An 18,251-nucleotide genomic window follows, 5' to 3' on the forward strand; every position below is an offset into this window, starting at 1 on the left:
TTATCAATATCTTTTTTATTTAAAAAGGGTGACTTTATGTCTTATACCGAATGCGTATAATAGTGAGAGAATACGATAAGGGAATAACATTTGTGCAAAAGCAGCCTTTAAGAATAGGTATGGTGGTTGGTGAGGTTTCAGGCGATACTTTAGGTGCTGAGCTTATACGCCAATTTAAATCACAAGGTATTGAAGCCATATTTGAAGGAGTAGGTGGACCACAAATGATTGCGGAAGGCTTTCAAAGTTTTTTTCCTATGGAAACTTTATCTGTGATGGGTATTGTAGAAGTTTTAAAAGACCTAAAGGCCTTATTTGCTATACGTGATGGTTTAGTTGAAAAATGGAAAAAAGATCCTGTAGATGTATTTGTTGGTATTGATGCACCTGATTTTAATTTACGCCTTTCTAAGAAAATTAAGCAAAATAATCTACCAATTAAGACAGTTCAATATGTCAGCCCATCTGTCTGGGCATGGCGACAAAAGCGCGTTTTAGGCATTCAAAAAACGATTGACTTGGTTTTGTGTTTATTTCCATTTGAAAAACAGTTTTATATAAAGCATGCAGTTCCTGCAATTTTTGTTGGACATCCGCTTGCGAAAAATATGCCTCTAGAAAATGATGTATCTGGTGCTAAAGTAGATTTAAACTTAAATACAGAAACTGACTATATTGCATTATTACCCGGAAGTCGCCGTGGTGAGGTTGAGCGTTTAGCGCCATTGGTATTTGGTGCGGCGGAAATTTTGGAAAGAGATTATCCAAATTATGAGTATTTAGTGCCCGCAATTAATGAAAAGAGAAAAGGACAAATTAAAGAGGTGCTATCTACATATTCATTAGATTTTCAGAATAAAGTACATATCTTAGATAATACACATACAGAGTCAAAAATAGGTCGGCAGGTCATGGCAGCGAGTGATATTGTGGCACTTGCTTCAGGAACAGCAACACTTGAAGGAATGCTACTCCATAAACCGATGGTCACATTTTATAAGTTAAATTGGTTTACATATCAGATTGCAAAAAGAATGGTGAAAATTCCTTACTTTTCATTACCTAATATTATTGCAGGGAAAAAAGTAATTGAGGAGCTTGTACAAGAAAATGCAACGGCAGAAAGTCTTGCACAAGCGCTCAAAAAATTAGTGAACCAAGAAACTGCACAAATTCAGAAAATGCAACATCTAACAGCACATAAACAGCTTATTTCAGGCAATACTGAAGATCCTGTGCAAGCTATTCTAAACCTAGTAAAGCATTGAAAATTAAAGTGAGAAATGAAGTTTAAGTTCATAGCCTGTATATTTGCGAATATTAATGACACCTGTGTCAAAGATTAAATATTGACCTTTAATACCTTGTAAGACTCCTCCAATAATAGGGGTCTTATCTAAGTTATGTGATTTTATTTTCGTTGGATAGGTTTGCACAGGGTAAATAAATTCACGCTGTTTTTCATTTGCAAGAATTTTAACATCTTCATCAAACTCTATATTTAAAGAAAATTCATCGCTGATTTCTTCAATTTGATCTTGGAACTCTCCAAGTAATTCATCTCGTGTTTGTATCAGGTTGAGAGGTTCTGCTTCACCTTTCAGAAGTTTTCGCCAATCTGTTTTATCGGCAACTTGTTCGGCAAACATTGTTTCTAAGTGACCAGATAAACGACGAGAACCTACTTTCATAATAGGAAGTGCTTGGGTCGCACCTTGGTCAAGCCAGCGTGTTGGCATTTGACCAAGACGTGTAATACCGACTTTAAGCGCGCTTGAGTTTGCAAGATAAACAATATGCGGCTGAAAGCAAATACGTTGTGCAAAATCTTCTTCTCGGCATGTACCCATATGGTAATGACACGTTTCAGGCTTCATAATGCACATGTCACATTCCGCTTTTGTTTTAAAACATTTAAAGCAGTGACCTTGGGAGTAAGATTTAGGTGTTTTTTTTCCACATGATGTGCAATAGATATTTCCTGTCCAAGATATTTCTATATGCTGACCGACTGAAAAGGGTATATCTACTTTTGAGTTATCTAAAATAAAGGTATATTCAACATTTGCCTGCTCTGTATCATGTGGTGTAATACTGTGGTTGGCTAAATCAGCATGCATTTTACGGCAAATGCCTTGAAATTCCATACAAAATTCTCGCTAAGATTTTAAAGGGTGCAGTTTATGAGTGAGCAAAATGTCATTGCTTCTTTGCTAGACGATTTAACTCGGATACAGTCATTAAAAACTGCATTATGTATTGGGCAAGATATTGCCCAATATGATTTGAATAAAAAAATACAATGGCAGTATTTTAACGCATCTGAAATTTTAAGTCTGCCATTTACACAGCGTTATGATTTGGGTTTTGTGGTTTTTAGTGATGATCTAGATCGCTACTCTCAATTAGAGCGTGGTCAGATTATTGTAAAGCTGCGTGATTTATGGGCAAAGCATGTTGTTGTTATTGCACCGCAAGAAGATGATGTTTTTATGCGATCTTTGGGGTTAACACAAATCGCTGATAATCCATTTCAAAATTCACATCAAACGATTTGGCAGTTTAATATTTTAAGCTATAAAAATACTCCAGATTGGCTCAATTCAAAGTTTTGGGCCAACCCAGAGAATTGGAATAAATTTCGTTGGTAATTCGTTATTTATAATAAGATAAGTCAATATTTCTAAAGAAATTATTTGAGTTGAAGGGTACATTTGCTTTACCAAAAATATATGTATCTAAAGTTATTTGTGCTTATAGTTCCTAGAACAAGAGTTAAAAGTAAGAAAGGTTCTATAGTACTTTTGAACTTTATTGGAAACTTTGACAACTTAGTTGTGTATTCATCTTTTTTTTATTTATTGAGCTTGATTTCTACTTTATTTTATATGTATGACTATGATTTTTTTAAATATTATTGTAATCTCTAAAATATAAACGATATAAATTTATCTAAACAAGAAATACATTTTATTTAAGTTACAGTTGTTACCTATATCAAAAAACAACAGAAGCTTATTGTAAAATACGATAATATTTCAACATCTAACTATAAGTTGTAGAGGTTATAAATGACTGATTTAACAAGCATTGTGGAAAGTTTAGCAAAACAAGCATTGGGTGGGCAATCGAGTCAAGATAGTTCAGGGCTTGGAGGTATGCTAGGTTCAGTTTTGGGGCAACTTGGTAGCAACCAAAGTAATTCATCTAGTGGTGGTTTAGGTGGAATGCTTGGAAGTGTTTTGGGATCACTAACTGGTGGTTCAAATACTGGAAGTGAACAAGGTAATAGTTCCTCTGGTGCACAATCACTTTTATTTGCTGTTGTTCCTTTAATTCTTTCTTGGATTCAACAACAAGGTGGATTACAAGCAGCTTTGGATAAATTACGTGGTTCTGGTTTGACAAGCCAAGTACAAAACTGGGTCGATCCATCAACGTCTGAGCATTCAGATGTCGCAAGTGACCATGTACAAAATTTGTTTAACGACAAAGAAGTAGAGCAGGTTGCAGAGCAAACTCAAACAGATAAGCAAGATGTTTATGGTGCAATTGGTACAGTATTACCACAAATTATTAATGCTTTAACACCAAAAGGTGAGCAAACCAATAATCAAGAAGCAAATGATGATATTCAAAAAGTGTTAGGTATGGTTTCAGGTTTTTTGAAGTAATTTAATAAAATAAAAAAGGTGGCTTAGGCCACCTTTTTTATTTCTGTATAATCGGGATTGCTGAACTTTTGGGATGTGTTTTTAAAACATCTTTGGCTTTTGTAAGGTCAATATCTTTTTCCCATGTTGCAATGAAAACAGTTGCCACGCAGTTTCCAATAAGATTGGTAATTGCTCTTACAATACCAATAAACCAATCTATGGAAAGTAATAATACAAGCCCAATGGTTGGAATATCTGGAATAATTGAAAGGGTTGCTGCAAGAATAACAATTGCTGAACCAGGAACACCATGTGCACCTTTTGATGTAAGTAGGGATACAAAAAGTATAAGTAGTAGGTGAGATAGGCTGAGGTCTATATTGCAAGCTTGCGCAATAAAAATAACACCAAGGGTTAAATAAATTGAGAAGCCATCTAAGTTAAAGGAATAGCCTGTAGGAATGACAAGTCCTACTGTGCTGTCTTTAATACCTAGATTTTTTAATTTTTGCATGATTTGTGGCAGTACAGCATCCGATGAGGCTGTACCTAATACAATGAGAAGTTCTTCTTTAAAATAATGAAGAAATTTAAAAATATTTAAACCTGAAATTTTTAAAATAGAGCCAAGAATACAGACAATGAAAATCGTACATGTAATATAAAAAAGTATGATGAGATAGCTTAATTTAAATAGAGAGTCTAAACCAAATTGAGCTGTGGTATACGCAACAGATCCAAGTACACCAAAAGGTGCTAAACGAATAATCAGACCCATCATTTTAAATAAAATTTCAGAAATAGACTCAATGAATGCTTTCGTTGGCATTGCAATATTTTGGGGTACAAGTAGCATGCTTACGCCAAATAAAACAGCGATAATGAGTACTTGTAAAATATCGCCTTTGGTAAATGCATCAAAGATTGTATTTGGAATAAGGTGTAGAAAAAAATCAGGAATAGATTGTAAGTGCTGTGCGCGTTGAACATAGGTATTCAAGTCATTACTATGTAAGCTTGTGAGTTGAATATTCATATTTGCACCAGGCTTAAATATGTAAGCTATAGCAATGCCAAGTACCAGTGCAATTGTTGAAATAATTTCAAAGTAAAGAATAGTTTTTGTGCCTACACGGCCCATTTTTTTAATATCACCTGCACCATAAATGCCAAGGGTAATGACACAAAAAACAATAGGTGCAATGAGCATCTTGATGAGGGATATAAAGCCATCACCAAGTGGCTTTAGGCTCAAGGCAAATGGATGGGCTGTAATACCTAAAAAAATACCAAGTATTAATGCAATGACGACCTGTAAAAATAGGTTTTTCTTGAGTAGTTGTAGCATATCTATTCCCAATCTGATATTTATTGAGAATAGATGCAATAACTATTCCAAAATTAAATTTGGCTAAAAATGAGCTTTGTGGCAATAACAATAAAAATAATGCCCATAATACGCTCAAAAAGTTTTCCTTGATTGAGAAATGCAGTTCTTACCTTTGTATTAGAAAAAATAAAACTCACGAAAACAAACCAAAGCGCATTAATGCTACACATCCAAACACCATAAAATGTTTGAATAATCAGTGGTGTTGATGGATTAATGAGTGTTGTGAAAATAGATAAAAAGAAGAGCGTCGCTTTAGGGTTAAGTGCATTGGTAATAAAGCCTAAGTAAAATGCACGCCATCTGCTCATTTCTTGCGAGTCTAGAGGTTTATTTTCTTGAATCGCAACTTGGGGTGTAGGAGAGCTACGTATAAATAAAATACCTAAGTATAAAAGATAGCAAGCACCTAGAATTTTTAATGTAAATAACAGCCAAGGTGTTTGCTTAATAAGAAAACTAAGCCCAATAAGTGTATAAAAAACATGCACAGATATACCGCAACCGATACCAATCGCACTAATACAAGCCATTTTTCGGCCATATCGAATACTTTGGCGTACGATTAGCCCAAAGTCTGGTCCTGGTAAAATGACAGCTAGAAAATGTACGCATGCTAAGATAAGGAATTCATGAAGCCACATGGTTATGCTCTACAATAAATAAAGGTAAGAAGTTTTTATAATGTTCTATTGAATTGCTATTTAGAAATATGAGATAGATTTTTTATAAGACCTTGTTTAATAAAATAAATATACATATGAATACTCTCTACATTAGATATATAGAGTGTATAAGAGAATATGACTCGTGATAATCTATCTAAAAATCAAAACATTTTTGTCTCATGAGCACAAATAGAAGTATGAACCTCTTGCAAGAGATGGCTGTATTTGTAAAAGTTGTTGAAACAGGAAGTTTTTCTGAAACAGCCCGTCAAATTGGTCAAACGCCGTCTGCAGTGAGTCGTGCTGTTTCTCGGTTGGAGAAAGTATTAGCAACACGGCTATTGCATAGAACAACTCGAAAATTAAGATTGAGCGAGGGTGGTAAGCATATTTATGCACATTGTTTAGATATGGTGAATGCATCTGAAGCTGTGATGGAAAGCTCTGGAAAATTTAATGATGAACCTTATGGTACGGTACGTATTAGTGTGCCTAAGGCGATTGGACATTATTTAATTCATCCACACTTACCCGAGTTCTTAGAGAAATATCCGCAAATTAATGTGCAAATGTTGTTGGAAGATCGTTATATTGATTTTATTGATGACAATGTAGATGCAGCAATTCGCATTACAAAGTCTCCTTCGGGTGCTTTAATGGGTAAAAAGCTTTTGCCGATTGATCATGTAATTGTTGCGACACCATATTATATCAAAACACATTCACCTATTGAGCATCCTCATGATTTGAAAGAGCATCAGTGCATTTGTTTGGGAGAGCAACCAATTGATGCAAAATGGAAATTTGTCAAAAATCATAAAATGGTGACTGTGAATGTGAAGGGAAGATACTTTGCAAACCATACGAGTATTCGACTTAGTGCAACATTACAGCACTTAGGTATTGCGAGTTTACCTTATTTTGTTGCGAAAAATGCATTAGCAACAGGTGAGCTCGTTCATGTCCTTCCTGAATGGTATTTTGAAACATATTATAGTGGTGACGCATGGTTTTTATATCCGCCTACACGTTATATACCTATTAAACTTCGTGTTTTACTTCAATTTTTGTCGGAGAAATTGGCACTTGAACCTGTTTTAGAAAAATAGCTTGTATGTTCGATAAAAATGGAACAGTATTATTGTTCGAGTATTTTGGAATAATAATATGGCACGTATTTATAATCATCCTAAATTAGATGAACTTGTATTAAGCCAAGTTCTTTTTGCATTAAGTGACCCGATACGCTTAGAAATTATTAAGAAATTACTCTGTGTTGATAAAATGAATAGTCTGGAATTAGTGCCTAATATTCCAAAGTCGACACTTACACATCATACAAAAACGCTCAGAGAAGCAGGGCTTACTTATACTCAACCTGAAGGTAGAAATTGTTGGATTTCTATTCGTAAAGAAACCTTTGAACAGAAGTATCCTGAGTTAATGCTACTTCTGTTAAAGGAGTAGAAGCATGTTTAAAAAGCTTTGGTTTCTTTGCCTAATGAATTGTGCTTTAGGGTTAGATGCTTATGTACTTTCAGGATTACTCCCATCTATTGCACAAAGTATAGGAAGTCATCCTGAACAGGTCGGTTTAGGCATTGCTATATTTACACTCGCTTATGCATTAAGTACGCCAATTTTTGGAAAGCTTTTTCAGCGTATCTATACTTCTTATTTGTTACAATTGGCAGTTAGTGTCTTTATTGTTGGTAATATTTTTACAGTTTGTGCAACCTCATTCTCTGTATTTATATTAGGTCGCCTAGTCGCTGGTGTAGGAGCAGGTATTTTTTCACCACTTGCTTTTGCAACAGCCATTAAATTGAGTGGTGAGGAAAATAAAGGTCAGGCAATAGCAATTGTACTTGCAGGATTGAGTGTTGGAACTGCTTTCGGAGTTCCATTTGGCTTATGGCTGTCTCAGATATATACATGGAAAACTACAATTCTTTGTATTATTGGACTATCAAGTGTAGGTCTATTGGCATTGTTATTGAACCGCTCAAGTATTCCATTGATCACTACTAGAGCATCAATATTTAGTAAGAATATAATTAATTCTAAGACCGTTCCTATTTTAATGGTGACATTTTTGACTGGGTTTACATCACTTGGACTGTACAGCTATTTAGGTCAGCTATTATTTATTCAAGGTCTCATGAAAGTTGATATTTATGCAATGTGGTTGTGGGGAATTGGAGGGTGTATTGGTGCATTTTCGGTTGGAAAGTTATTGGATAATTATATCTCAAGTCAGACAATGACAATATTGGTTCTATTTCTTCTTATCATAAGTTTTATTTTATTATTTTCAGGGCAATGGCAGCTTATAGTTTTTGCTTGTTTTATATGGGGATATGCAGGTTGGTCTAGTATTGCTCCTCAACAGCATCGCTTAACATCCATTTCAAAAATATCTCATCAGAATATATTGGCTTTAAATTCTTCTTTAAATTATTTGGGCGGTGCATTGGGTACAGCATTGGCTTCTTTTATTGCATATATGCAATGGTTACAAGAATTACCAATTATCTTAATCCTTGTTTTAGGATTAACTTTATATATACATTGCCGCCACAGAGATATGGGAGTTGATGGTATATAACTAATTTTTTATTAAATAAAATCTATAGGTAGAAAGCTTTAGATAAAACGATTTACTAGTATCTAGTGGGTTAGTTATCTGGTTGGTATATTGGTACAGATGTAAGAATAGTCTTCTAAGCAAATACGTAATATGTAGTAGGTGTAAAACAATAAGGTTACTATGTTAGTTAATCCACTTGAAGTTTAAATACTAAAGGAATTTTGAAGCTTTTCCTTATATTTATAGGCAAAGCTTCAACCTACCAAGATTATATTTGCTCTAAAGCCAACTTAATTTTTTCAGCAATCGCTTTTATTTCTTCTTGATCTCCCATTTCAGTAGCGTGCTTGCGTAACTCATGTATAGAGCTTGGAATGAGATGAAAGTGTATATGTGGGACGGTTTGACCTGCGCTTTCACCAGATAGCTGCATAAGAACAATACCAGATTTACTTAATGCTTTTTCAATAGCTTTAGCGATTTTTTGTACTATTTGGATAGTATAGGCAGCATCGTCTGCAGAGAGGTCTAATAAAGTCACAGCTTCTGCTTTAGGAATAACAAGTGTATGTCCTGCAGCCTGAGGCATAATATCCATAAATGCGAGTGTACGATCATCTTCATAAACTTTAATTGCAGGAATTTCGCCACGAAGTATTTTAGCAAATATATTTTGAGTATCGTAATGTGTAGGCATGTTTTAGCACTTAATTATAAGGTTAAAACAATAGAGTATACGATATAAGGGGGGAAGGGAAAGTCTTGGTTCACCACATTGCAGTGAACCTTTAAAATAGTATTAATCGCAGTTAAGTGATTTTTGTTGCGTTTTAATTTGGTCTAAACGTGCTTGTTCACGCTCAGAAAATTTAGGTTTAGTTGTGTAGCAATTATCATTGCCATATTTTGCTATTGCTTCATTATCTTTAAAACAGAACCCTTTTGCTGCATAAATAAGATTATAGTCATCTTGTAGTTTCTGACACGCCTGAGTTGCAGGTGCTGCAAATGCATATGTGCCAAGTGAGCTAAGCACAGTTGCAGTAAGTACAGCAGATAACTTTTTCATGAGCGTTTCCTCAAACAAATGAATTGTGCTTTATAACACATGCTATTTATATGGGTAAAGAATACGCAAAATCAAGTGCTTTATTCAATAGTCACTTTATTGAGCATTTCATACATTTTTGCAACGTTCGAGAAGTCACTATTCGGGTCTACAAGATTACTTGCAGCTTGAATTAAACTTTGTGAGGCCGCAATAACTGGTGCTGAAAGCTTAGCACTTTGTACGAGGTCTAAAGCAATGCCTGTATCTTTAGCAAGGAGAGGCAAGGCAAAAGTATTTGGGAAACTACGATTAAAAATACGTTGTGGTAACACAGAAGAAGTGACAGTACTTTGCCCACTTGAAGCATTAATACACTCAAAAGCTTCTTGTAGATTTACGCCGTGAGATTTTAATGTGGAAGCTCCTTCACATGCAGCACATAAATGTACGGCCATTAGCATATTGTTGACAGCTTTAACTGCAAATCCTGCACCTGAGTCGCCAACGTGTTTTATAAGTTTCCCTAGTGCTTGCATTGCAGGTAATGCTTTTTCAAAAGCATCTATGTTGCCACCAACCATAAATGTAAGTGTTGCATTCTCTGCACCAATCGTCTGTCCACTGACAGGTGCATCCAAGTACACAATATTTTTTTCTTTTAATTGAATTTCTAGCTTTTTAGCACTTTCAGAAACGCCGCTAGTACAGTCTATCCAAATTGCACCTGATTTGATATTTAAAGGCTGAATAAGATTTTCTACATCTGCACTTGTAGGCAAACATGAAAAGATAATATCTGCTTGCACAGCTTCTTGTAAGGTGACGGCCTGTGTACCATATGTTGTGGCATGTTCTTCAGCTTTCTTTGAGGTTCTATTCCATACGAGTACTTTCGAGAAATGCTTTGGTAAATGTGCTGCCATGCGATAACCCATTGCACCAAGTCCAATAAAAGAAACAATTTGTGTCATAGCTACCTCTGATGTTTTGATTGTAATTGATTTAAAAGTTATATTTTCAGTCTACTGAATTGGGTGTTTTTCAACAATCATAAACGAAGTTTTATAGTTTTTTTCATTTTTACACTTATAAACATGAAATTTTTTGAGTTAATGAGTCGTTTCTTTTTTTTTACTTGACCAGTTTATAAGTTGGCACTCACAATGAATGGAATATAAGTGAATAACATGAGTGAAATGCTATGAACCAAGAAGAATATGACCAATTTCAACTGGATACTTTAGCAATTAGAACTGGGCATACTCGTACACATGAAGGTGAGCATGGAGAGCCAATCTTTTTAACTTCATCTTTTGTTTATAAAAATGCACAGGAAGCGGCTGATAAGTTTCAGGGTAGAGAAAAAGGAAATATTTACTCTCGTTTTACCAACCCGACAGTTAGTATGTTTGAAAAAAGACTGGCTGCATTAGATGGTGGTGAACGTGCTGTTGCAACAGGCTCAGGCATGGGGGCTATCTTGGCAATTATGATGGCTTATCTAAAGGCAGGTGATCATGTTGTATGCTCAAGAGATATTTTTGGCTCTATTGTTGGCTTGTTTGATCGCTACATTACAAAGTTTGGTGTTGAAGTAACTTATGTTGACTTAACTGATTTGACCCAATGGAAATCAGCAGTTCGTGAGAATACAAAGCTCTTCTTCTTAGAGTCACCATCAAACCCATTGGCGATGATTGGAGATATGGCAGCAATTGCTGAAATTGCACACCAAAATAATTCACTTCTAGTCGTAGATAATACATTTTGTACGCCTGTTTTACAGCAGCCAATTAAATTTGGTGCAGATTTAGTTGTGTACTCAGCAACTAAATATATTGATGGGCAAGGACGAGCTTTAGGTGGTGCAGTTGTTGGAAACCATGATTTATTAGAAGAAATTTTTGGTGTGGTTCGTACATTAGGACCCTCTATGAGTCCATTTAATGCATGGGTTTTTCTAAAAGGCTTAGAGACATTAAAGTTACGAATGAAAGCCCACTGTGAGGGCGCACAAGCAGTTGCAAACTGGCTAGAAAAGCATGAAAAAGTAGAACGAGTATATTACTCGGGTCTTGAAAGCCATCCTGGTCATGAGTTAGCTAAAGTACAGCAATCAGGTTTTGGTGGCATTGTTTCATTTGAAGTGAAAGGTGGAAAAGATGCTGCATGGAAAGTTATCGATAGTACGCAGTTCATTTCTATTACAGGTAATTTAGGCGATGTGAAATCGACCATTACCCATCCTGCAACGACAACACATGGAAAATTATCAAAAGAAGCACAGCAAGCGGCAGGAATTAGTGATGGCTTGATTCGACTTTCTGTTGGTTTAGAAGATATTCATGATATTATTCGTGACTTATCTCGTGGTTTAGATTTGATTTAAAAGTTTGGAGCTTTTGGTATGAATATTAATATGCTGATGCAGCAAGCGCAACGCATGCAAAAAGATGTTGAAGCGAATGCGAAAAAAGCAAAAGAAGAACTTGCACAAACAGAAGTTCATGCAGAAGCTGGTGGTGGTTTGGTAAAAGTTACGATGACTTGTCGTCATGTAGTGAAACGTATTGAAATTAATCCTGAACTTTTACAGGATGATGCAGATATGGTTGAAGACTTAATTGCAGCTGCAATGAATGATGCATCTCGTCAAGCGGAAGAAATTTCGGAAGCAAAAATGAAAGATGCTAATTCAGGTACAGGGCTTCCACCTGGTCTTGCAGGCCTATTTTAATTGAGAGGGGTTATGCATGTTTAGTCATAAATTTGATGACTTAGTACACGCATTACGCCGTTTGCCAAGTGTTGGGCCAAAGTCGGCTCAGCGCATGGCATTGCATCTTATGATGAAAAATCGTGAGAGTGCTATGCTATTAGCAAATGCTTTGAGTGAAGCTGCTCAACATATTCATAGTTGTGAAGTTTGTAACTCTTTGACAGAAAATAGGGTTTGTGATATTTGCGCATCACATCATCGTGATGAAACCGTTATTTGTGTTGTTGAGTCGCCAGCGGATGTTATGGCAATTGAACAAACAGGTAGCTTTAATGGGAAATATCATGTATTGGGCGGGCATTTGTCTCCATTAGATGGTGTTGGACCAGATGAAATAGGTATTCCTCGTTTTATTCATCGCTTAAGTGAAGGCAAAATACAGGAGGTTATACTTGCAACTAATGCGACTGTAGAGGGGCAAGCGACAGCACATTATTTATTAGAAGCATGTAAACATTTGCCTGTACGTATGTCTCGTATTGCACAGGGGGTTCCACAGGGTGGTGAGCTAGAGTACGTCGATAGTCATACATTAAGCCAAGCTGTGCATCAGCGTATGCTGTTTAAATAATATTAATTTAAATGATCATTTATTAAAAAATATACAAAGGCATGAGATTTTTGTATATCACAGAATGAAAAAAGAATTTTTTAATGTATAAAAGAATAAACTAATGCACAATTTGATTGTACCTCAAACATTTTTCTACGTTAGAAGTAAAAAAGACAGTGGTTCAATTGAAATATACTCATTAATAGCTAGGTAATAGACAGCGGTATGTATCAACTTATTCAGAAACAAAATGAACTATCTCATATTTTAAGTGAGATGGAGCAGACTTTAACTTATGCACTAGATAGTGAATTTGTGAAAGTTGATACACTTTGGCCAAAGTTGGGCCTATTTCAAATTAATGTAAGTGGGAACGTCTATTTATTGGATGGCGTTAATTTAGATCTAACAGAATTTTGGACAAAATTAAAAAAAGCAAAGCAAAATATCTTTCATGCTTGTAGTGAAGATATTGACTTATATTATCATTACTCAAAAATAAAACCGCTTAATAATGTGTTTGATACTCAGTTAGCAATGTCATTTTTAGGGCATGGGTTACAAGTGAGTTATCAAAATGCATTGCAGCTCTATTTAAATATTGAAATAGAAAAAGATCATACACGCTCAGATTGGACCGCAAGACCATTAAGCCAAGAGCAACTTTGTTATGCGGCGAATGACGTAGAGTTTCTACCTATATTGGCAGAAAAGATAAAACAGGATTTGCAAGATAAAAAATTACTGGAATATGTGGAAGAAGATTGTCGAAGTTTAGCGTATGAAATTAGTTTAGAAACCCCTACAGATGAACTATACAAAGATGTGGGTAATTATAGGCACTCTCGCCGTCAGTTGATGCAGTTACAGCAATTAAGTGTTTGGCGTGAACAACTTGTTAAAGCACTTAATATTCCAAGAAGCTTTGTGCTTAAAAATAATGTAATGATTGAGCTTGTAGAAAAAAATCCTAAAAACCAATTTCAGCTTTCAAATATAAAAGGCATGCGTCCTAATATTATTCGTGAATATGGTAAGGTTATTTTAGATCTTTTGAAGTTTTTACCTGAAAAAGATTTATGGCCTTTAAGCCTTGCACGACCTGTAAAACAAATTTCTAAAGACGTTGCAGAGCAAGTTGATGAGCTTATTGACCGTATTGCACAGGAAACAGAAGTTCCTCGCGCAGTTCTTATGCGAAAGAAATGGCTTAATGAGTTGTACCATTATGTTGTTTTTCATCATCAAGAAATAGATCATCTATCTTGTTATTTAACGGGTTGGCGTTACCCATTATTAGTTAAACCATTACTCGAAATATTACAGACAGATAAATTAAATTTGACACAGCAAATGAAAATACGCAAATAAAGAAATTTCAGATACAATAAATACCAAATTCTATATTTAAAAGATGAAGAGCACTATTTATGCACTGTGATATTTATCGTTCAAGTAAAAAAGATGAAATGTATATTTACGTTACATCTCAGCCTGAGGCAAAAAAAACTGAAGGGCATGATCCCTTAGAGGCTGTTCCTGAAGCTGTACGTCAAGCATTTGGTAGAGCAACTTTTGTAATGCATTTAGAGTTAAGTGAGGGGCGAAAACTGGCTCGTGCAAATGTTTTACATGTGATAGATTCACTAGAAACCAAAGGTTTCTTTCTGCAAATGCCACCTGAGGGTCTAATTAACCCGAATGCGGTTGCACCTGAGGGCTTGCGCGGTGCCTAGTGAAAACATTGGGATATTACATCAGGTACTTTCTTTACTTGATGTATTCCCAGAAGAGATGATTGCAATTAGTGTCTACGGCATTGGCGCATTTCTTATTTTACTTTGTTGGTATCTGATAACAAAACCGTATTCACGGTTTTGTTCGATATCTACACTTATATTGTTTGCATTCTTTTTTACACCAACAGTTTCAGAAGGGACAAATGCATTATTGTCACCTGCGATTTTTGGACTCTTATTTGGTGTAGTTACAAAAGATCAGGCACTTATATGGATAAACTTGGCTTCAATTTTATTTGTTATTGGGCTAGGATTTATTGTTGGATTTTTCTTGTTGAAATTTCTAGAAAAAAGAAAATAAGAAGTATTTAAATTAGAAAAATAAATCAAAAAAAACGCCACCTAGGTGACGTTTTATTAAGCAACCATGGTTGCCATCTTTTGCCAATATTGGGCTTTATAGCTATCACGTTCTACACGAAAGCCCTGATTGTATAGCTCTGCTAAAAATAAAGCAGCTTTCCCATGGCCTGCACGTGCAGCATTTTCTAAGTCATTCACCGCATCTGAAAAGTTCATTTGCGATTGGATCGTATGTACAGCAGTTGCATATACAGTTTCTAGATCGTGTTGAGAGAGTTGTTGAATCATATTAAGCTCCTTATTTTCATTATGATTTAAGGACTTCTCACAAGTCCAAGTATTTAATAATTTAACTTTAATTTGTTAAATTAATATTACATTAATTGTATTTTGTCAATTGTTAGATATGTTGATGATAATTTTTCAGGTTTATCTGAACAGTACCCTAAACAGAAAAAAGGGGTGTATACTAAGGTTAAAAGATTAAAAAAATACGTTAGTTTTAATATGGCAACAGAGGATTATAAAAATGAATACATATACAATAGACGGATTTGACTTTGATCTTCCGATTAATACAAACCAAGTAAAAGCACTTGCTAAGTTTCATAGAAAGCAGTTACACGAAGCAGTATACCATAAAAATGATAACGTTGGAAATATAGGTCTTACCCAGCGTGCAAATATCTTGTCTTTTACAAAAGTATTAGATATGAACAGCCAAAAGCAATTCTATGATATTTACAATGGGGAGCTAAAACAGCTTTCTGTAGTAGAAGGTAATGAGGAAGACCATCATCATGAAAAAGGAGTGAATCCTTTATTACTTATGATAATTTTAGCTTGTTTAGCTGTTGTATTATATTTTGTTTTTGTTCACCATATTGTTCCAACTACCTAAACCATATAACAATCATATTTTCGTTTATTATATGATTTAAGCTATTGTACTGTATGCATGATCACCTTAAACTTATGTTGAATTGAGGTTGGTCATGCATAAATTTAAAAAATTTTTTAGTATTTTAAAGAAAAAATCATATAGTCATCTATCCTTTGACATTTACGTTTGCTGGGGCGTTGTACTCACTATTTTGGGTGTTTTACTATTTTGCCTATTTCTTTTATGCAGTTCTGTAACAGATGAGCAGTATCGTCAAGTGAAAGCTATAGCTGGACAAACGCTATATCCTCAGACGCAGGCAATGGCGTATCAACTACTTACACAAGAAAATATCCAAAAAAGTGATTATTTTCGCTTAGTCAGAGCGTATCAGTTTGAAATTGCAAATATTAAAATCTATCCCGCTGAAGGGCGTTAAAGTAGATTGAGTGGGCGGTTCTTTTAAAATTATGTTAAAATTTTCTTTTTAAATAATGCACTGTTTTTCAAGGGATCAGCATGCACGAGCAAAATAATGTGTCTAATAAGTTTCTAATTGATGCAGATATTGGTGATGATGATGTGACATTACCCAACTTACCTGCTGTTGATGTCCCAATTGTAGATACAAAAGAATCTGAATCTAGCCATGCGCTAGAAAATACTTCGAATCAGCCTAAAAGTATAGAGCCTGAAGAAAAGCCAAAAGGTGGCTTTTTTAGTCGTATGAAAGAAGGCTTAACTAAGACAAGAAAAAGTTTCGCTGATGGTATGGTGAATATTTTAATTGGTGGTAAAGAAATTGATGATGAGTTATTAGAGGAAGTAGAAGAGCAACTTCTTGTTGCAGATATTGGTGTAGATGCTACAAAAAGAATTATTAGCAATTTAACTGAGCGTACGGCGCGTGGCGATTTAATTTATTCTCATTCTTTATATAAAGCGCTACAAGAAGAACTTGTTGATTTGTTAGCACCACGTGTTGAAGCATTAGAAATTGATACACAAAAGAATCCTTATGTAATTTTAATGGTGGGTGTAAATGGGGTTGGTAAAACAACAACAATTGGTAAGCTTGCTAAAAAGTTACAAGGTGAAGGGAAAAAGGTGATGCTTGCAGCAGGGGATACTTTCCGTGCAGCAGCAACAGAGCAACTTCAAATCTGGGGTGAGCGTAATGAAATTCCTGTGGTTGCTCAGGGGCATGGTGCAGATAGTGCTTCAGTGATTTATGATGCTTTTGAGAGTGCGCGAGCTAAAGGTGTAGATGTTTTAATTGCAGATACAGCAGGTCGTTTACATAATAAAAGCAATTTAATGGAAGAGCTAAAGAAAGTAAAACGTGTGATGCAAAAAGTGGATCCAACCGCGCCACATGAAATTATGTTAGTTGTTGATGCTGGCACAGGTCAAAATGCGATTAATCAGGTACAAGAGTTTGACCAAGCAGTTGGTCTTACAGGGATTACAATTACCAAGTTAGATGGTACTGCAAAAGGCGGTGTGCTCTTTAATATTGCAAGCCGTACACATGTGCCAATTCGTTTTATTGGTGTGGGGGAAAAGATTGATGATTTACGTCCCTTTTCTGCAAAATCTTTTGTGGCGGCACTGTTTGAAACTGAGAAATAACTAGATTGAAAATTTGATTATTTAAAAAGCGTCAATGATAAATTGGCGCTTTTTTATTTCATTATTGCAAAAATAGGACACTGTGTTGACAGAGTATCATATATTTATAACTTAACTTCCTTATAAAATAGTATTAATAAATAAGTTTATTTAATTAAATAAAGTATCGTGTGGAGAAAATAATGTCATTTATTCAAGAAATTGAAAAACGTCGTACGATTTATGCAGTTGGTAATCATATTCAACAGTCTAATGAAGAATTAGAAATATTAATTAAAAAAGCCATTCGTTTAAGTCCTTCTGCATTTAACTCTCAGTCTTCAAGAGCAGTCATTTTATTTGATGACTCACACAAAAAGTTTTGGGAAATTGTAAGAGAAACTCTGCGTAAAATCGTACCTGAAGCTGGATTTGAGGGTACAAATAAAAAGATTAGTAGCTTTGCAGCTGGTAAAGGAACAGTTCTTTTTTATGAAGATCAAGATATTGTAAAAGGGCTTCAAGAGCAGTTCGCTGCGTATGCCGATAATTTTCCAATTTGGTCAGAACATTCAAGTGCTATTGCGCAGTTTGCAGTATGGACTGCACTTTCTGAAGAAAGCATTGGTGCTTCTTTACAGCATTATAATCCTATTATAGATGAAGAAACAGCAAAAGTATTTGAAGTACCTTCAACCTGGAAATTACGTGCACAGCTTGTATTCGGTTCAATAGAAGCACCAGCAGTTGAAAAAGAGTTTATGGAAGATGATGCACGTTTTAAAACATTTAAATAAAATGATATAAGCTAAGAGCCAAGTATATTAAATATGCTTGGTTTTTTATTTGGTTGCTATAAAAAAGTATATATTGATACTTGTAATTTAAGTATTAATTTGAAAAAACGATTGTATCTATGTGAATATTCTGTTTTAACTATTGTTATATTCTAGATATGATTATCTTAG

General features: G+C 34.9%; 23 protein-coding genes. 16 read left to right on the forward strand and 7 right to left on the reverse strand.

Features of this window, described 5'->3' with window-relative positions; translation table 11 throughout:
- Positions 1–92 precede the first annotated feature (92 nt).
- Entirely contained in the window at positions 93–1,268 is a 1,176-nt protein-coding gene (gene lpxB / locus AC1MPL_RS06515) for a lipid-A-disaccharide synthase (RefSeq protein WP_479764994.1), read from the forward strand.
- Between the two features lie 3 nt (positions 1,269–1,271).
- On the opposite strand, the gene AC1MPL_RS06520 is transcribed toward lpxB, so the two are convergent.
- Positions 1,272–2,147: a DUF2797 domain-containing protein gene (locus AC1MPL_RS06520; protein ID WP_479764995.1), complete on the reverse strand. Its 876-nt coding sequence runs from the start codon at positions 2,145–2,147 to the stop codon at positions 1,272–1,274.
- Positions 2,148–2,183: 36 nt separating this feature from the next.
- Between AC1MPL_RS06520 and AC1MPL_RS06525 the strand changes: the two genes are divergently transcribed.
- Together AC1MPL_RS06525 and AC1MPL_RS06530 are read left to right on the forward strand one after the other, a co-directional pair.
- Positions 2,184–2,651: a DUF6231 family protein gene (locus AC1MPL_RS06525; protein WP_479764996.1), complete on the forward strand. Its 468-nt coding sequence runs from the start codon at positions 2,184–2,186 to the stop codon at positions 2,649–2,651.
- Between the two features lie 420 nt (positions 2,652–3,071).
- Positions 3,072–3,674 carry a YidB family protein gene (locus AC1MPL_RS06530; protein WP_479764997.1) on the forward strand — a complete coding sequence of 201 codons (603 nt, stop codon included), beginning with the start codon at positions 3,072–3,074 and terminating at the stop codon, positions 3,672–3,674.
- Between the two features lie 37 nt (positions 3,675–3,711).
- On the opposite strand, the gene dctA is transcribed toward AC1MPL_RS06530, so the two are convergent.
- Complete coding sequence (dctA, locus tag AC1MPL_RS06535; protein ID WP_479764998.1) at positions 3,712–5,004, reverse strand: C4-dicarboxylate transporter DctA; 1,293 nt, start codon at positions 5,002–5,004, stop codon at positions 3,712–3,714.
- 53 nt (positions 5,005–5,057) lie between these two features.
- The gene (locus AC1MPL_RS06540) at positions 5,058–5,690 is read right to left on the reverse strand and encodes a LysE family translocator (RefSeq protein ID WP_479764999.1); all 633 of its coding nucleotides are present in this window, start codon (positions 5,688–5,690) and stop codon (positions 5,058–5,060) included.
- 203 nt (positions 5,691–5,893) lie between these two features.
- On the opposite strand from AC1MPL_RS06540, the gene AC1MPL_RS06545 reads away from it, so the two are divergent.
- From AC1MPL_RS06545 to AC1MPL_RS06555, 3 genes are read left to right on the forward strand one after another with little or no spacing between them, the layout of a single operon-like run.
- Positions 5,894–6,823, forward strand: a complete 930-nt coding sequence (locus AC1MPL_RS06545) for a LysR family transcriptional regulator (RefSeq protein ID WP_479765000.1) — start codon at positions 5,894–5,896, stop codon at positions 6,821–6,823.
- A gap of 58 nt (positions 6,824–6,881) precedes the next feature.
- Positions 6,882–7,181: an ArsR/SmtB family transcription factor gene (locus AC1MPL_RS06550; RefSeq protein WP_479765001.1), complete on the forward strand. Its 300-nt coding sequence runs from the start codon at positions 6,882–6,884 to the stop codon at positions 7,179–7,181.
- A 4-nt stretch (positions 7,182–7,185) separates the two neighbouring features.
- A complete protein-coding gene (locus tag AC1MPL_RS06555) occupies positions 7,186–8,322 on the forward strand; it encodes an MFS transporter (protein WP_479765002.1) in 1,137 nt (378 codons plus the stop codon).
- 250 nt (positions 8,323–8,572) lie between these two features.
- Here the strand turns inward: AC1MPL_RS06555 and AC1MPL_RS06560 are convergent, their stop codons facing one another.
- The 3 genes from AC1MPL_RS06560 to AC1MPL_RS06570 all read right to left on the reverse strand — a co-directional run bounded on the left by AC1MPL_RS06560 (position 8,573) and on the right by AC1MPL_RS06570 (position 10,326).
- Positions 8,573–9,001, reverse strand: a complete 429-nt coding sequence (locus AC1MPL_RS06560; protein ID WP_479765003.1) for an HIT family protein — start codon at positions 8,999–9,001, stop codon at positions 8,573–8,575.
- 102 nt (positions 9,002–9,103) lie between these two features.
- Positions 9,104–9,373, reverse strand: coding sequence for a YARHG domain-containing protein (locus tag AC1MPL_RS06565; protein WP_479765004.1), 270 nt, complete (start codon positions 9,371–9,373; stop codon positions 9,104–9,106).
- A gap of 80 nt (positions 9,374–9,453) precedes the next feature.
- Entirely contained in the window at positions 9,454–10,326 is an 873-nt protein-coding gene (locus tag AC1MPL_RS06570; RefSeq protein WP_479765005.1) for an NAD(P)-dependent oxidoreductase, read from the reverse strand.
- Between the two features lie 230 nt (positions 10,327–10,556).
- Between AC1MPL_RS06570 and AC1MPL_RS06575 the strand changes: the two genes are divergently transcribed.
- The 6 genes from AC1MPL_RS06575 to AC1MPL_RS06600 all read left to right on the forward strand — a co-directional run bounded on the left by AC1MPL_RS06575 (position 10,557) and on the right by AC1MPL_RS06600 (position 14,787).
- The gene (locus AC1MPL_RS06575; RefSeq protein ID WP_479765006.1) at positions 10,557–11,744 is read left to right on the forward strand and encodes an O-succinylhomoserine sulfhydrylase; all 1,188 of its coding nucleotides are present in this window, start codon (positions 10,557–10,559) and stop codon (positions 11,742–11,744) included.
- A gap of 18 nt (positions 11,745–11,762) precedes the next feature.
- On the forward strand, positions 11,763–12,092 hold the full coding sequence (locus AC1MPL_RS06580; RefSeq protein WP_023272422.1) for a YbaB/EbfC family nucleoid-associated protein: 330 nt from the start codon (positions 11,763–11,765) through the stop codon (positions 12,090–12,092).
- A gap of 16 nt (positions 12,093–12,108) precedes the next feature.
- Positions 12,109–12,705 (forward strand): recombination mediator RecR, encoded by a 597-nt coding sequence (gene recR, locus AC1MPL_RS06585; RefSeq protein WP_479765007.1) that lies wholly within the window; start codon positions 12,109–12,111, stop codon positions 12,703–12,705.
- A gap of 207 nt (positions 12,706–12,912) precedes the next feature.
- Entirely contained in the window at positions 12,913–14,058 is a 1,146-nt protein-coding gene (locus AC1MPL_RS06590; RefSeq protein ID WP_479765008.1) for a ribonuclease D, read from the forward strand.
- 59 nt (positions 14,059–14,117) lie between these two features.
- On the forward strand, positions 14,118–14,423 hold the full coding sequence (locus AC1MPL_RS06595; protein WP_479765009.1) for a YcgL domain-containing protein: 306 nt from the start codon (positions 14,118–14,120) through the stop codon (positions 14,421–14,423).
- Positions 14,389–14,787, forward strand: coding sequence for a hypothetical protein (locus AC1MPL_RS06600; protein ID WP_479765010.1), 399 nt, complete (start codon positions 14,389–14,391; stop codon positions 14,785–14,787). The genes AC1MPL_RS06595 and AC1MPL_RS06600 overlap by 35 nt, the downstream gene beginning before the upstream one ends.
- 56 nt (positions 14,788–14,843) lie before the next feature.
- On the opposite strand, the gene AC1MPL_RS06605 is transcribed toward AC1MPL_RS06600, so the two are convergent.
- Positions 14,844–15,077: a hypothetical protein gene (locus tag AC1MPL_RS06605; RefSeq protein ID WP_479765011.1), complete on the reverse strand. Its 234-nt coding sequence runs from the start codon at positions 15,075–15,077 to the stop codon at positions 14,844–14,846.
- A 241-nt stretch (positions 15,078–15,318) separates the two neighbouring features.
- Here AC1MPL_RS06605 and AC1MPL_RS06610 point away from each other — a divergent pair, with 241 nt between their 5' ends.
- From AC1MPL_RS06610 to AC1MPL_RS06625, 4 genes are all read left to right on the forward strand, one after another.
- The gene (locus tag AC1MPL_RS06610; protein WP_479765012.1) at positions 15,319–15,690 is read left to right on the forward strand and encodes a hypothetical protein; all 372 of its coding nucleotides are present in this window, start codon (positions 15,319–15,321) and stop codon (positions 15,688–15,690) included.
- A 94-nt stretch (positions 15,691–15,784) separates the two neighbouring features.
- Complete coding sequence (locus AC1MPL_RS06615) at positions 15,785–16,111, forward strand: hypothetical protein (RefSeq protein ID WP_479765013.1); 327 nt, start codon at positions 15,785–15,787, stop codon at positions 16,109–16,111.
- An 80-nt stretch (positions 16,112–16,191) separates the two neighbouring features.
- Positions 16,192–17,304: a signal recognition particle-docking protein FtsY gene (gene ftsY, locus AC1MPL_RS06620; RefSeq protein WP_479765014.1), complete on the forward strand. Its 1,113-nt coding sequence runs from the start codon at positions 16,192–16,194 to the stop codon at positions 17,302–17,304.
- A 182-nt stretch (positions 17,305–17,486) separates the two neighbouring features.
- Positions 17,487–18,080, forward strand: coding sequence for a nitroreductase family protein (locus AC1MPL_RS06625; protein WP_479765015.1), 594 nt, complete (start codon positions 17,487–17,489; stop codon positions 18,078–18,080).
- The last annotated feature ends 171 nt before the right edge of the window (positions 18,081–18,251 follow it).

It is taken from the genome of Acinetobacter sp. N1-1 (assembly GCF_056711485.1).

What these genes read in the sequence shown, in the direction of transcription:
- AC1MPL_RS06530 (WP_479764997.1), top strand. Translation starts at nt 3,072, where the DNA reads ATGACTGATTTAACAAGCATTGTGGAAAGTTTAGCAAAACAAGCATTG.
- AC1MPL_RS06570 (WP_479765005.1), bottom strand. Translation starts at nt 10,326, where the DNA reads ATGACACAAATTGTTTCTTTTATTGGACTTGGTGCAATGGGTTATCGC.
- AC1MPL_RS06590 (WP_479765008.1), top strand. Translation starts at nt 12,913, where the DNA reads ATGTATCAACTTATTCAGAAACAAAATGAACTATCTCATATTTTAAGT.
- AC1MPL_RS06550 (WP_479765001.1), top strand. Translation starts at nt 6,882, where the DNA reads ATGGCACGTATTTATAATCATCCTAAATTAGATGAACTTGTATTAAGC.
- AC1MPL_RS06605 (WP_479765011.1), bottom strand. Translation starts at nt 15,077, where the DNA reads ATGATTCAACAACTCTCTCAACACGATCTAGAAACTGTATATGCAACT.
- AC1MPL_RS06520 (WP_479764995.1), bottom strand. Translation starts at nt 2,147, where the DNA reads ATGGAATTTCAAGGCATTTGCCGTAAAATGCATGCTGATTTAGCCAAC.
- AC1MPL_RS06610 (WP_479765012.1), top strand. Translation starts at nt 15,319, where the DNA reads ATGAATACATATACAATAGACGGATTTGACTTTGATCTTCCGATTAAT.
- AC1MPL_RS06545 (WP_479765000.1), top strand. Translation starts at nt 5,894, where the DNA reads ATGAGCACAAATAGAAGTATGAACCTCTTGCAAGAGATGGCTGTATTT.
- dctA (WP_479764998.1), bottom strand. Translation starts at nt 5,004, where the DNA reads ATGCTACAACTACTCAAGAAAAACCTATTTTTACAGGTCGTCATTGCA.
- ftsY (WP_479765014.1), top strand. Translation starts at nt 16,192, where the DNA reads ATGCACGAGCAAAATAATGTGTCTAATAAGTTTCTAATTGATGCAGAT.
- AC1MPL_RS06525 (WP_479764996.1), top strand. Translation starts at nt 2,184, where the DNA reads ATGAGTGAGCAAAATGTCATTGCTTCTTTGCTAGACGATTTAACTCGG.
- recR (WP_479765007.1), top strand. Translation starts at nt 12,109, where the DNA reads ATGTTTAGTCATAAATTTGATGACTTAGTACACGCATTACGCCGTTTG.
- AC1MPL_RS06595 (WP_479765009.1), top strand. Translation starts at nt 14,118, where the DNA reads ATGCACTGTGATATTTATCGTTCAAGTAAAAAAGATGAAATGTATATT.
- AC1MPL_RS06575 (WP_479765006.1), top strand. Translation starts at nt 10,557, where the DNA reads ATGAACCAAGAAGAATATGACCAATTTCAACTGGATACTTTAGCAATT.
- AC1MPL_RS06580 (WP_023272422.1), top strand. Translation starts at nt 11,763, where the DNA reads ATGAATATTAATATGCTGATGCAGCAAGCGCAACGCATGCAAAAAGAT.
- AC1MPL_RS06540 (WP_479764999.1), bottom strand. Translation starts at nt 5,690, where the DNA reads ATGTGGCTTCATGAATTCCTTATCTTAGCATGCGTACATTTTCTAGCT.
- AC1MPL_RS06615 (WP_479765013.1), top strand. Translation starts at nt 15,785, where the DNA reads ATGCATAAATTTAAAAAATTTTTTAGTATTTTAAAGAAAAAATCATAT.
- AC1MPL_RS06560 (WP_479765003.1), bottom strand. Translation starts at nt 9,001, where the DNA reads ATGCCTACACATTACGATACTCAAAATATATTTGCTAAAATACTTCGT.
- AC1MPL_RS06555 (WP_479765002.1), top strand. Translation starts at nt 7,186, where the DNA reads ATGTTTAAAAAGCTTTGGTTTCTTTGCCTAATGAATTGTGCTTTAGGG.
- AC1MPL_RS06565 (WP_479765004.1), bottom strand. Translation starts at nt 9,373, where the DNA reads ATGAAAAAGTTATCTGCTGTACTTACTGCAACTGTGCTTAGCTCACTT.
- AC1MPL_RS06600 (WP_479765010.1), top strand. Translation starts at nt 14,389, where the DNA reads ATGCGGTTGCACCTGAGGGCTTGCGCGGTGCCTAGTGAAAACATTGGG.
- AC1MPL_RS06625 (WP_479765015.1), top strand. Translation starts at nt 17,487, where the DNA reads ATGTCATTTATTCAAGAAATTGAAAAACGTCGTACGATTTATGCAGTT.